Origin of the sequence: Achromobacter sp. 77, assembly GCF_020541125.1 — a bacterium.
GTDB lineage: Bacteria > Pseudomonadota > Gammaproteobacteria > Burkholderiales > Burkholderiaceae_B > Achromobacter > Achromobacter mucicolens.
The window spans coordinates 477,252-490,058 of the sequence record NZ_CP059848.1; the positions used below are offsets into that span (position 1 = coordinate 477,252).

Annotated in this window: 12 protein-coding genes; 6 read left to right on the top strand and 6 right to left on the bottom strand. The window is 67.0% G+C overall.

The annotated features are described in order from the left end of the window. From H4P35_RS02195 to phoB, 6 genes are all read right to left on the bottom strand, one after another. Positions 1-1,722, bottom strand: coding sequence for a copper resistance system multicopper oxidase (locus tag H4P35_RS02195; protein ID WP_226847883.1), 1,722 nt, complete (start codon positions 1,720-1,722; stop codon positions 1-3). 1 nt (position 1,723) lies between these two features. Then, entirely contained in the window at positions 1,724-2,209 is a 486-nt protein-coding gene (locus tag H4P35_RS02200) for a cupredoxin family protein (RefSeq protein ID WP_370638949.1), read from the bottom strand. Between the two features lie 73 nt (positions 2,210-2,282). Further along, on the bottom strand, positions 2,283-3,674 hold the full coding sequence (locus H4P35_RS02205; RefSeq protein ID WP_226847885.1) for a heavy metal sensor histidine kinase: 1,392 nt from the start codon (positions 3,672-3,674) through the stop codon (positions 2,283-2,285). Then, complete coding sequence (locus H4P35_RS02210) at positions 3,671-4,390, bottom strand: heavy metal response regulator transcription factor (RefSeq protein WP_226847889.1); 720 nt, start codon at positions 4,388-4,390, stop codon at positions 3,671-3,673. The genes H4P35_RS02205 and H4P35_RS02210 overlap by 4 nt, the downstream gene beginning before the upstream one ends. Positions 4,391-4,442: 52 nt before the next feature. Continuing rightward, the gene (phoR, locus tag H4P35_RS02215; protein WP_056327544.1) at positions 4,443-5,750 is read right to left on the bottom strand and encodes a phosphate regulon sensor histidine kinase PhoR; all 1,308 of its coding nucleotides are present in this window, start codon (positions 5,748-5,750) and stop codon (positions 4,443-4,445) included. Between the two features lie 12 nt (positions 5,751-5,762). Further along, the gene (gene phoB, locus H4P35_RS02220) at positions 5,763-6,461 is read right to left on the bottom strand and encodes a phosphate regulon transcriptional regulator PhoB (RefSeq protein ID WP_006227196.1); all 699 of its coding nucleotides are present in this window, start codon (positions 6,459-6,461) and stop codon (positions 5,763-5,765) included. Between the two features lie 161 nt (positions 6,462-6,622). On the opposite strand from phoB, the gene ubiE reads away from it, so the two are divergent. The 6 genes from ubiE to H4P35_RS02250 all read left to right on the top strand — a co-directional run bounded on the left by ubiE (position 6,623) and on the right by H4P35_RS02250 (position 12,531). Next, positions 6,623-7,399, top strand: coding sequence for a bifunctional demethylmenaquinone methyltransferase/2-methoxy-6-polyprenyl-1,4-benzoquinol methylase UbiE (gene ubiE, locus H4P35_RS02225; RefSeq protein ID WP_063953528.1), 777 nt, complete (start codon positions 6,623-6,625; stop codon positions 7,397-7,399). A 177-nt stretch (positions 7,400-7,576) separates the two neighbouring features. Continuing rightward, positions 7,577-8,587, top strand: coding sequence for a Tim44 domain-containing protein (locus tag H4P35_RS02230; protein WP_226847892.1), 1,011 nt, complete (start codon positions 7,577-7,579; stop codon positions 8,585-8,587). Positions 8,588-8,766: 179 nt separating this feature from the next. Beyond that, the gene (locus H4P35_RS02235; protein WP_226847895.1) at positions 8,767-9,405 is read left to right on the top strand and encodes an SCP2 domain-containing protein; all 639 of its coding nucleotides are present in this window, start codon (positions 8,767-8,769) and stop codon (positions 9,403-9,405) included. Between the two features lie 3 nt (positions 9,406-9,408). Beyond that, positions 9,409-10,962 carry a ubiquinone biosynthesis regulatory protein kinase UbiB gene (gene ubiB / locus H4P35_RS02240; RefSeq protein WP_056327537.1) on the top strand — a complete coding sequence of 518 codons (1,554 nt, stop codon included), beginning with the start codon at positions 9,409-9,411 and terminating at the stop codon, positions 10,960-10,962. Between the two features lie 182 nt (positions 10,963-11,144). Then, on the top strand, positions 11,145-12,023 hold the full coding sequence (locus H4P35_RS02245) for a ferritin-like domain-containing protein (RefSeq protein ID WP_056327535.1): 879 nt from the start codon (positions 11,145-11,147) through the stop codon (positions 12,021-12,023). A gap of 19 nt (positions 12,024-12,042) precedes the next feature. Beyond that, positions 12,043-12,531: an adenylyltransferase/cytidyltransferase family protein gene (locus H4P35_RS02250; RefSeq protein WP_056327533.1), complete on the top strand. Its 489-nt coding sequence runs from the start codon at positions 12,043-12,045 to the stop codon at positions 12,529-12,531. Positions 12,532-12,807 lie beyond the last annotated feature (276 nt).

The following is a 12,807-nucleotide window of genomic DNA, read 5'->3' on the forward strand; positions in this document are numbered from 1 at the left end:
TTACTCCACCACGACCGCCCTGAACATGCCGGCCTCCATGTGATACAGCAGATGGCAGTGGTAGGCCCAGTTCCCACGCGTGTCGGCGCTGACGCGATAGCTGATGCGCTGCGCCGGGTTCAACGAGATCGTGTGCTTGCGGACCTGGAACGTGCCATCCGGGGACTCCAGGTCGCTCCACAGGCCGTGCAGATGGATGGGATGCGTCATCATCGTGTCGTTGATCAGCACGAAGCGCACGCGCTCGCCGTGGCGCAGCACGATGGGCCGCGCGTCCGAGAACTTCACGCCGTTGAACGACCACATGTAGCGCTCCATGTTGCCCGTCAGGTGCAGCTCGATCTCGCGCGAGGGCGCGCGGTTGTCGTCAGGCTCCCGCACCGACCGCAAGTCCGCATACGTCAGCACGCGGCGGCCGTTGTCGCGCAGTCCGGGGCCGGGATCGTCCAGGCGCGTCGACACCACGTCAGGCAGCATGGAATTGCCCACGCCGCGCTCGGCGGGATAGGGGTGCCTGACCTCGACCATGCCGCCCTGGCCGGGGTCCGCGCCGTGCCCGGCGTGTCCGGCCGGCATCGGCTGCGACTCGCTCATGTCGTGGGCCATGCCCATGTCCATCATGCCCAGCACCTGCACACGGTCCATCTCGGGCACGCTTGCCTGCATGCCGGCGCGGGGCGCCAGCGTGGCGCGCGCATAGCCCGATCTATCCATGGCTTGCGAGAAGATCGTGTAGGCGCGGTCCTGCGCGGGCGCGACGATCACGTCATACGTTTCAGCGACGCCAATGCGAAATTCCTCGACATCCACGGGCCGGACATCCTGGCCGTCGGCGGCCACGACGGTCATCGTCAGGCCCGGGATCCGGACGTCGAAGTACGTCATGGCCGAGCCGTTGATGAACCGCAGCCGCACCCGCTCGCCCGGCTTGAAAAGGCCCGTCCAGTTGGCCGCGGGCGTGGCGCCGTTGGTGAGGTACGTGTAGGTTGCGCCGGACACGTCGGCCAGATCCGTCGGATTCATGCGCATGCGTTCCCACATCAGCCGGTCGGCAAGCGCCGCGCGCCATCCCTGGTCCCCGGCATTGTCCGCCAGGCTTTGCATGCTGGGCTGGATGCGGTTGTAGTAATCCGGCATCACCTTCAGCTTGTCGAACACGCGCATCGGGTCTTCGTCCGTCCAGTCCGACAGCAGCACCGTGTAGTCGCGGTCGGAGGCGATGGGATCGCGGTGGCGCGGGTCGATGACGATGGCGCCGTACAGGCCCGTCTGTTCCTGGAATCCCGAGTGGCTGTGATACCAGTAGGTGCCGCTTTGGCGCACGTCGAAACGGTAAGTGAACGTCTGGCCGGGGTCGATGCCGGCAAAGCTCAGGCCGGGCACGCCATCCATGCCGGTGGGCAGCAGGATGCCGTGCCAATGGATGGAGGTCTGCTCGCGCAGCCGGTTGGTGACGTGCAGCGTCACCGTATCGCCCTCGCGCCAGCGCAGCAGCGGCGCGGGCAGGCGGCCGTTGACCGTGGTGGCCACGCGCGCGGCGCCCGTGAAGTTGACGGGCGTCTCGCCGATCTCCAGGTGAAACTCGGTGCCGCGCAGTTCGGCGGCCGCGGCTGCGCCGGACTGGGCCGATGCCTGGCGCCAGCCGCCCAGGGCGGCGAGCGCGCCGCCGGCAGCCAGGCCCTGCACGAAGCGGCGGCGGGTCGTGAGCGTGTGCGCCGTCATGTCACAGCACCGAGACGGCGCCCTTCATGCCGGCGCCGTAATGGCCTGGCTCCAGGCAGCCGAAGGACACCGTGCCGGCCTTGCCGAAGCGCCAGACGATCTGGCCGCTTTTGCCGGCGTCCAGCGACACCGCGTTGGGTTCATCGTGACGCATGCCGGGGTCCTTCATCATCATGGCGTAATGCGCCTTCAGGTCGGCGTCGGTGCCCAGCACGAGTTCGTGCCGGATCTTCCCGGCATTGCGCACGTTCAGCCGCACGGTCTCGCCGGCCTTGACGTCGATGCTGGCGGGCGTGAAGCGCATGGCGTCGGTCATGTCGACGTCAATGGTGCGCGTGACGCGGGCGGGATCGCCTGGCGCGCCGATGGGCGCGGCCGCCGCGGACGGCGCGTGGCCGCCGTGCGCATGGTCGCCTGCGGCGAACGCGGCGGCGGACATCATCAGCGCCAATGCGGCGGCGCAAGTGCGTAACTGGGTGCCTTTCACGGGAATCCTTGCAATGGGAATGGGCGTGATGACACTGTAGGAAGACCGGGGTGACCCGATCCTGTCGCGCAGATTACGTTTTTGTAATGTTCGCGGCCGGCGCCGGGTTGTTGAAGGTGATGCCGACCACGGTGCCGGCGGCGCCGGACGCCGCATCCACGTCGCCGCCGTGCATGCGGGCAATGGCGCGAACGATGGCCAGGCCCAGGCCGTGACCTTCGCTGCGTGGCGCGCGCGTCTGGCCGGAGCGGAAAAAGCGGTCGAAGATCCGGGGCAGGTCCGCGGTCGGGATAGGCGTGCCGGGGTTGTGGACCGTGACCCGCGCCCCGTGCGCGGTGGGGGTGCACGTCAGCACGATCTCGCGGCCCGGGGGCGTTGCCTTGATGGCGTTGGAGATCAGGTTGGCCAGCGCGCGGCGCGCCAGCCCCCGGTTGGCGGCCACGGTGGCGTCGCCCACGCAGCGCAGGCGCACGGCGTGTTCTTCCAGCGTGGCCTCGTAATATTCGGCCACCCGCCGGGCTTCGGCGGCCAGCGACACCGGCGCCAGGTCGGCGGCGCGCTCGCCGCGGTCGGCCCGCGCCAGGAACAGCATGTCGTTGACCAGCGTCTTCAGGTCTTCCAGTTCTTCCAGGTTGGATTCCAGCGCATCTCGCAGCTCGGCCGCATCGCGCGGCGACGACAGCATGACCTGCGTGCCATTGATGAGGGTCGCCAGCGGCGTGCGCAGTTCGTGCGCCACATCCGCATTGAAGCCTTCCATCTGCTGGTAGGCGGCTTGCAGCCGGTCCAGTGTGCGGTTGAAGGACCGCACCAGTTCATGCAGCTCGCGGTCGGTGTCTTGCAGCGGCAGGCGGCGCGCCAGATTGTCGGGCTGGATGGCCGCGGCCTGCTCGGACAGCCGCCGCGCGGGCGCCATGCTGCGCCGCACGGCCCACGCGGCCAGGACGACCGTCGCGCCCACCCACAACGCGCAGATCAACGCCAGCGCCGTGCCGTAGGCATAGAGGAATTGCGCGCTGGTGCGCGTGCTGACCGCCACGGTCAGCTGCGCGCCGGGCAGAATGCGATCGTTCATGGCAACGCGCAGGCCCCGCATGCGCCCGCCATCCGGCGTCTGCAAGAGAACCTGTCGGCCATCCGTGGTTTCCAGCGTTTCGGGCGCGGCGCCGCCATAGACGGCCTGGCCCTGCGCGTCCACGATCCAGATGCCAAGCTGACCCTGGCCCGCGCGCATCTGATCGAAGGTGGCCGCCAGGTCGTGCAAGCCGCTTGCGCTGTTCTGCATGTCGATCAAGTGGTCGATGAGCTCGAGCTTGCCGCTGACTTCGGTGATCTCCTGGCGCTCGACTTCGCGCTTGAGCGCCCAGAAAAGGGTGGCGCCCGCCACGCTGGAAACAAACAGCGCGATGGCGCCCAGCAACAGCGTCAGCCGCGCCTGCATGGAGCGCACGCGGGGGCGGCTCATCCGGGGTGGCCGTCAGCGGGGCGGCCATCCGCGGGGCGGCCATCCGCCGGGCGCGATTCCAGCACGTATCCCATGCCGCGCACGGTGTGCAGCAGTTTCGTGGCGTAGGGATCGTCCAGCTTGCCGCGCAGGCGCCGCACCGCGACGTCGATGACGTTGGTGTCGCTGTCGAAGTTCATGTCCCAGACCTGTTCGGCCAGGGTGGTGCGCGACAGCACCTGCCCCTGGCGGCGCAGCAGAAGCGCCAGCAGGCTGAATTCCTTGGCGGTCAGGTCCAGCCGCTGGCCGCCGCGCTGGGCGCGCCGGCGCGCCAGATCCAGCTCCAGGTCCGCCAGCCGCAGCAGCGTGGGCTCCTGCGAGCGGCCGCGGCGCAGCAGCGCGTGCACCCGCGCCAAGAGCTCCGAGAACGCGAAGGGTTTGACCAGGTAGTCGTCGGCGCCGCCTTCCAGGCCGCGGACCCGGTCTTCCACCGCGTCTCGGGCCGTCAGCATCAGGATGGGCGTGTCTTTTTGCGCGCGCACCGAGGCCAGGATCTCGAAGCCGTCCACGCCGGGCAGCATCACGTCCAGCACGATGAGGTCGTACGCGCCTTCGAGCGCGAGGTGGCGGCCGTCCACGCCGTCGCGCGCCACGTCCACGACGTGGCTTTGCTCCGACAGCCCCTTCTTCAGGTAGTCGGCCAGTTTGGGTTCGTCTTCGATGACCAGGATGCGCATGGCCAAAAATTTACCACCCGCGCGCCGCCGTCAGGCGGGCAGGCGGGCGGAATCACGCCGTTTCGGCGATGGCGATGCGGTCGGCGGGAAAGCGCAGCGAGAAGACGCTGCCCTTGCCGGGTTCGCTGGTGATGAGCAGTTCGGCGTCGTGCCGCATGGCGATGTGCTTGGTGATCGCCAGCCCCAGCCCGGTGCCGCCGACGGCGCGCGAGCGGCCCCGGTCCACGCGGTAAAAGCGCTCGGTCAGGCGGGGCAGGTGGCGCGCCGGGATGCCGATGCCGGTGTCCTGCACGCTGTAGCATGCGCCGCCTTCGGGATCGCGTTCCCAGCGGACGGTGATGGTGCCGCCGTCCGGCGTGTAGCGCACGGCGTTGGTCAGCAGGTTGGAAAGCGCCGAGGTCAGTTCGTTTTCGGCGCCCAGCACGTCCAGGGTTTCATCGATGTGCCAGACCAGTTGATGACGGCCGCCCGACAGCGCCTCGATCTGCTGGCGCGCCTTTTGCAGCAGCGCGCCCATGTTGACGGCGCGCGGATCGCTGCCCGGCGACGATTCCAATGTGGACAGCGTCAGCAGGTCTTCCACGATGGCCTGCATGCGGTGGGCCTGCTCGTACATCATGTCGATGTACTGCTCGCGCTGCTCTTTGGGCAGCGCCTCGTCGGGCATGTCGCGCAGCGTTTCCAGAAAACCCGCCAGCACCGTCAGCGGCGTGCGCAATTCGTGCGACACGTTGGCGACGAAGTCGCGGCGCGTGGTTTCCAGGCGTTCGATCTGCGTGACGTCGCGGGTGATGAGCAGGCGCTGGTTGCTCGCGTATGCAGTGAGCTGCATCATCATCAGCCGTTCCTGGCCTTGCTGACCCAGCCGCACCAGAATGGGCTCGGGCCAGGACGGACGATGCGCGTATTCCACGAATTCCGGGGCCCGCAGCAGGTTCAGCAGATTGTGGCCGCGGTCGGCCGGCAGGCGCAGGCCCAGATGCTGGCGCGCCATCCGGTTGCACCAGTCGATCTGGAAATCCTCGTTCAGCGTGACGGCGCCGTCGGGCAGGGCCTGAGCAGCCGCCAGCATCCCTTGCATGGTGTCGCGGGTTTCAGCCAGCTCGCGCGCGCGGGCGCGGGTGTAACGATAGAGCGGGGCAAGAATGTCATCCCACGGGCCCACGGAGGCCGGCGGGGCGGAATCCGGGTGATTGGCCCATTTGGACACCAGCGACAGGCGCCAACTGCGCCAGAGCAGCATGGCACACAGCGCCACCGAAAACACGATCCAGCCCGCGGGGTCTCCAATGAGCCATTGCGCCAACAAGGCAAATGCCGCCCACAGGACGACCAGAATAAGGGTGCGCAGCCAGATCATCGTGCGCACGTTTTACCGCGTCGGGAGCTGTGCCGTAAACCGATAGCCGCTGCCGCGGACCGTTTCGACGTGCGCGTCGTGGCCGCTGGGTTCCAGGGCCTTGCGCAGGCGGCGGATGTGCACGTCGACCGTGCGCTCTTCGACAAAGACGTGGTCGCCCCACACCTGATCCAGTAGCTGCGAGCGGGAGAACACGCGCTCGGGGTGCGTCATGAAGAAGTGGAGCAGTCGGAATTCGGTGGGGCCGATCTGCAGGGACTGGCTGTTGCCCGACAGGCGATGCGTCACCGGATCCAGCTTCAGGCCGCCGACGTCGATGACGTCGTCCGTGAGCTGGGGGGCGCGGCGGCGCAGCACGGCCTTGATGCGGGCCATCAGCTCCTTGGGCGAGAAGGGCTTGGTGATGTAGTCATCGGCGCCGGCTTCCAGGCCGTCGACCTTGTCCTGCTCGGAGCCCTTGGCGGTCAGCATGATGACGGGGACGGCGCGGGTGCGCTCGTCGTTGCGCAGCTTGCGGGCCATGGCCAGGCCAGAGGTGCCGGGCAGCATCCAGTCCAGCAGGATCAGGTCAGGAAGCTCGGCACGGATCAGCGTCTGGGCCTGGTCGGCGTCGAAGGCGCGCAGCACCTTGTGGCCGGCGAAGGACAGGTTGACGGCGATCAATTCCTGGATGGCGGGTTCGTCTTCGACGACGAGGATGGTGCTGGACATATCGAATTGGGCACACTTCGGAGCGCCGGCGCGGCGCGAACATTGCGATAGTATGGCCGCAATATTTCAGGTATGTGACCGCGGCGTGCCATCTGGCGGACTCGCCCGCCGCAGGCGCGCGCCCGATAGGCTACCATTGAACGATATATCGGGAATACACCATGCAAAACCCCTCCGAATCGCAACAATCCGCCGGCGCCGGCTCGACCTCCACGCACTTCGGCTTCCAATCGGTCCCCGAAAGCGAAAAGGCCCGCAAGGTTGCCGAAGTGTTCCATTCGGTCGCCCAGCGCTACGACGTCATGAACGATTTCATGTCGGCGGGCCTGCACCGCGTCTGGAAGGCGTTCACGATCGGCCGCGCGGCCATCCGCCCCGGCATGAAGGTCCTGGACATTGCCGGCGGCACGGGCGACCTGGCGCGCGCGTTCGCCAAGCGCGCCGGTCCCACGGGCGAGGTCTGGCTGACCGACATCAATGATTCCATGCTGCGCGTGGGCCGCGACCGGCTGACCGACGCCGGCCTGCTGGTGCCCACCGCCGTGTGCGACGCCGAGCGCCTGCCGTTCCCCACTGGTTACTTCGACCGCGTCAGCGTGGCCTTCGGCCTGCGCAACATGACTCACAAGGACCGCGCGCTGGCCGAAATGACCCGCGTGCTCAAGCCGGGCGGCAAGCTGCTCGTCCTGGAGTTCTCGCGCATCGCCAAGCCCCTGTCCCCGGCCTACGACTGGTATTCCTTCAACGTGCTGCCGTGGCTGGGCAAGAAGATCGCCAAGGACGAGGCCAGCTATCGTTACCTGGCCGAATCGATCCGCATGCACCCGGACCAGGAAACCCTGGCCGACATGCTGCGCACCGCCGGCCTGGAGCGGGTGCAGTACTTCAACCTGACGGCGGGCATCGCCGCGTTGCACGAAGGCGTGCGCCTGGGCTGACGCCCGGCGACCACGGCGGATTTCGCCACCCCGCGGGGAACTTGTGGGGCGGCAGCTTGTCCGTTATTCTTACGCCATTCAGATTACTGTAAGAAAAGTCGCGCAGATGGCCCCGCGCATTGCGGGGCCCTCCCGTTGCTCGGGGCAGCGGGGGCGCGAGTACGAGGGAGCAAACTCATGTCTAAATTCAGTCTTTCGCGCTTTGTCGCCGCGGCGCTCATCGCCGTTTCGGGCGCGGCGCTGGTGACGGCGTCGTTTGACGCCGAAGCTCGCCGCGCAGGCGGCGGCGCCAGTGTCGGCCGCCAGTCCTCCAATGTCACGACGCAGCGCCAGGCCACCACGCCGTCGGCTGCCTCCAACAACACCGCGGGCGCCACCGCCGCACCGGCAGCTGCCGGCGCTGCCACGGCCGGCGCGGCAGGCGCCGCCGCCAAGAGCGGCGCCTCGCGTTGGCTGGGTCCCATCGCCGGCATCGCCGCCGGCCTTGGTATCGCGGCGCTGCTCTCCAGCATGGGCCTGTCCGGCGCTTTCCTGGAGTTCCTGTCGTCCGCGCTGCTGATCGCCGCCGTGGTCTTCGCCGTCATGTTCATCATCCGCCGCCTGCGCGGCGCCGGTCCGCGCACTGCCACGCAAGGTGCGTTCGGCGGGGCCAACAACGCCTCGGGCCAGCAACAGCAGCCCATGTGGCGTGAATCGCTGAAGCCGGGCGCCGCCGCGCCTGCCGCCGCTGCCGCTCCGGTGGCCGCCGCGCCGGTCGAGCCGCCGGCCGTCCTGCCCAAGGCGGGCGACGACAACAACTGGTTCGTGCCGGGCGATTTCGACACGCCGAACTTCCTGAAGCAAGCCAAGGAACAGTTCGTCCGCATCCAGGCGGTCTGGGACAGCGGCAGCACCGACGGTCTGCGCGAATTCCTGACCGATGACCTGATCACCGAGCTCAAGCCCCAGCTGGCCGAGCGCGGCGCGGCACCCAACAAGACCGAAGTGGTCCTGCTGAACGCCGAGATGCTGGGCATCGAGACCGTCTCCGACGGCCACCTGGCCAGCGTGCGCTTCTCGGGCATGCTGCGCGAGGCGCCGGGCGCCGAAGCCTTCCGCTTCGAAGAAGTCTGGAACCTGTTCAAGCCGGCCAATGGCGGCTGGTTGCTGGCCGGCATCCAGCAGATCCCGGTGGAACACGCCAGCTAAGCCTGGCGGTCCGGCTCGACCGGCCATCTGCCGCGGGCGCCGTAAGGCGTCCGCCTGAACCGGCCCCCAGAGGGCCGGTTTTTCAATGTGCCTACGCAAAACAGGCTCCCATCTAACCCGTTACACTCCCGATTTACCCATCAACTTCGGCAAGCCCTCCCGGGGTCCTTGCAACCGCCATGCTGCCTTTTTCGTTCCTGCCCACACCGAAGCGTCTGGCCATCAGCGCCCTCAATGCCTTGCTGCGGCGCGAGGACTGGGCGCGCGAACGCCTGGCTCGGCATGCCGGCAAGACCGTGCGGTTTGCCATGGGCGGCTTCACGCTGGGCCTGTCCATCGATAGCGAAGGGCTGGCCGATCAGGCTGATCCGGCCGTGGTGCCCGACGTGACGCTGACGGTGTCGCCCGAGAAGCTGCCGCTGCCGCGCCTGGGCGCCGGGCAGGAAAAGCCGGATTTTGCCGAGGCCACGCATATTTCAGGCGACGCGGCGCTGGCCCAGGTGGTTGCCGACTTGTCCAAGCAGTTGCGCTGGGATCCGGAGGACGCGTTGGCCCGCGTGGTGGGCGACATCGCCGCGCTGCGCATCGTGGGCGGCGCGCGCGCCGTGTCGGATGGCGCGCGCACGGCGGGCAAGCGTCTGGCCGAAAACGTATCCGAATACCTGTCCGAGGAAAGCGGTGTGCTGGCGGGCCGTCCGGCCCTGGAGCAATGGCGCCTGGACCTGGCCGACCTGAACACCCGCGCCGACGCGCTGGCGCGTTCCGCGGCTGCGCTGCACACCCGCCTGGCCACGGCCGGCGCAAAGCGGGGCGCCTGATCCATGTTCCCCTTGCTGCGCCTGTTTCGCATCATCGTTGTCTCGCTGCGCTACGGCCTGGATGAGCTGGTGCTGTCCAGCCTGAATCATCCGCTGGCCACCTGCCTGCTGCGCGTCATGCGCCTGGGCACGCGCCCGCGTTCGCCGCGCGGGCAACGGCTGCGACTGGCCCTGGAATCGCTGGGCCCGATCTTCGTGAAGTTCGGGCAGGTGCTGTCCACCCGCCGAGACCTGATCCCCGCCGACATCGCCAACGAACTGGCGCTGCTGCAAGACCGCGTGCCGCCGTTCCCGTCGGCGCAGGCAGCGGCCTGCATCGAGGCGGCGCTGGGCGCGCCGCCCGAAAAGCTGTTCGCGCAGTTCGATGTGGACCCGGTGGCGTCGGCGTCGATCGCGCAGGTGCACTTCGCGGTGCTGCACGACGGCCGTGAAGTCGCCGTGAAGGTGCTGCGTCCGGGCATGCTCAGCATCATCGAAAAAGACATGTCGCTGCTGAAGGTGGTGGCGCGCATCATCGAGCGCCTGGGCCCGGACGGCCGCCGCCTGAAGCCGCGCGAGGTCGTGGCCGAATTCGACAAGTACCTGCACGACGAGCTGGACCTGGTGCGCGAGGCCTCCAATTGCAGCCAGCTGCGCCGCAACTTCGGTCCGGAATCGGGGCGTGGCGACATGCTGATCGTGCCCGAGGTGATCTGGGAATACACGGCTTCCACCGTGTTCACGATGCAGCGCATGTACGGCATGCCGGTGGGCCAGGTCGAGCGCATGCGCGAGGCCGGCATCGACATTCCGACGCTGGCGCGCACGGGCGTCGAGATCTTCTTCACGCAGGTCTTTACCGACGGCTTTTTCCACGCCGACATGCACCCGGGCAACATCTACGTGTCGGACCGCCCGGACACGCTGGGCAGCTACATCGCGCTGGACTTCGGCATCGTGGGCTCGCTGTCCGAGTTCGACAAGAATTACCTGGCGCAGAATTTCCTGGCGTTCTTTCACCGCGACTACCGCCGCGTGGCGCAATTGCATATCGAATCGGGCTGGGTGCCGCCGGATACGCGCGAGGAAGAACTGGAAGGCGCGGTGCGCGCCGTCTGCGAACCCTATTTTGACCGGCCGTTGTCGGAGATCTCGCTGGGGCAGGTGCTGCTGCGGCTCTTCCAGACCTCGCGCCGTTTCAATGTCGAGATCCAGCCGCAGCTGGTCCTGTTGCAGAAGACCCTGCTGAACGTCGAGGGACTGGGGCGTCAGCTCGATCCCAACCTCGATCTCTGGAAGACCGCCAAGCCCTATCTGGAACGCTGGATGCGCCAGCGTGTCGGATTCAAGGGCCTGCGGCAAAGCCTGGAAAAAGAGGCAGCGCAGTGGTCGCAGATGCTGCCCGCCCTGCCCAGGCTGGTCCATGACCATCTGAGCCGCCCCAATGTCTCGCCGGCGATGCTGGCCGAGATGATGCAGCTACGTCGCGCACAAGAGCAGAACAACCGGCTGGTTGCAGCGCTGGTTGGCGTGCTGGCGCTGGCGGTGGGGGTCGCGATATGGGCGCTGACCCGATAGGCGGCGCGATGATCTAGACCTTACTGTCATGTTTCATTCATGAAACGGTCATCATAGCTTCGCGGGAGACGGCGAAAAATAGCGCTGCGAGAGGTGGCATGCAGCGCCGACGCCTATAAGAACGCGCGCGCCATTCATCAATTTTCATAGCCCCACTAGCGGGACGAATACAAGGGCAGAACATGCTTTATCCTGAACTCTTCAAGACCATGGAAGCCGTGCGCTGGAACATGGCGCACGATATTCCCTGGGGCGATTTCGACCGCAGCAAGCTCTCGGACGAGCAGGCCCACACGATCAAGATGAACGCCATCACGGAGTGGGCGGCGCTGCCGGCCACCGAGATGTTCCTGCGCGACAACCGCGGCGACAGTGATTTCTGCGCGTTCATGTCGGTCTGGTTCTTTGAAGAACAGAAGCATTCCCTGGTGCTGATCGAATATCTGCGCCGCTTCCGGCCGGATCTGGTGCCCACCGAAGAAGAGCTGCACAACGTGCGCTTTGAATTCGATCAGGCGCCGGAACTCGAAACGCTGATGCTGCATTTCTGCGGCGAGATCCGCCTGAACCACTGGTACCGCCGCGCGGCCGACTGGCACACGGAGCCGGTCATCAAGGCGATCTACAAGACGGTGGCGCAGGACGAGGCCCGTCACGCGGGCGCCTACCTGCAATACATGCGCCGTGCGCTGCACGACCGCGGGCAGGAAACGAGCGAGCAAGCCCGTCTGGCATTCTCGAAGATCGGGGTGCTGATGGCTTCGGCGGGACGCACGCAGCAGGCGCTGCATCCGACGAATCTGCACGTGAACAAGGATCTGTTCCCGAACGACACGGTGCAGTCGCGCCTGCCGGAGCCGGGCTGGCTGGAACACTGGCTGGACACGCAGATCCGCTTTGACGGCGTGTGGGAACAGAAGGTGGCCAGCCGCATCCTGCACATCCTGTCCAAGCTGATGGATCGCAGCTTCGAGACGGTGAAGGATCTGAACCGCTACCGCAAGGAAATGACGGCGCTGATCGTCCCGAAGGACAAAGAGATCATCCTGGCGGGCAGCTGATCCCTCCTATAATCGCCGCATGCCTGCCGCCCGTTTCGAATCCAAGGTCCTGTCCCGCGACGAACTCGTCGCCGCCGTCGCCGCTGGCCGCTTTCCGCGGCCGCTGGTGTTCACGAACGGGGTGTTCGACATCCTGCATCGGGGGCACGCGACGTATCTGGACCAGGCGGCGCAGTTGGGGGCGACGCTGATTGTCGCCGTGAATACCGATGAATCGGTGCGGCGGCTTGGCAAGGGGGCGGAGCGCCCGCTCAATCGCATGGAAGATCGGGCGGCGTTGCTGGCGGCGTTGGGGTTTGTGTCGGCGGTGACGTCGTTTTCCGAGGATACGCCTGAGGCGTTGATCGGGGAGCTGAGGCCGGATCTGATCGTCAAGGGTGGCGATTACGACATGGAGACGTTGCCGGAGACGGCGTTGGTGAAGACTTGGGGGGGGCGTGCGGTTGCGATTCCTTTTGAGTTCCAGCGGTCTACGACGGCGTTGGTGAAGAAGATTCAGGGCGGTTGAAGGCTTTGAATTTGATGTGCTGGATGAATGTGAGGCGGCCTGGGTGGCCGCCTTTTCTTTTGTGCTTTGGGCTTGGTAGGTTGGTGCCTTGGGCTTCGTAGGTTGGTGCTGCAGGGCTTCGTAGGCCGGTGATGCCGGGCTTTGTAAGTCGGTGCTGCACGGCTTCGTGGGTCGGTGCCGCAGATCTTCGTAGGTCGCCCGGCGCCGCGGTCACCGTGGGCACGATCGCCCACGATTGCGGTCCGGAGCCTTCGCTCCGGACTGCCCCGTCGTCAT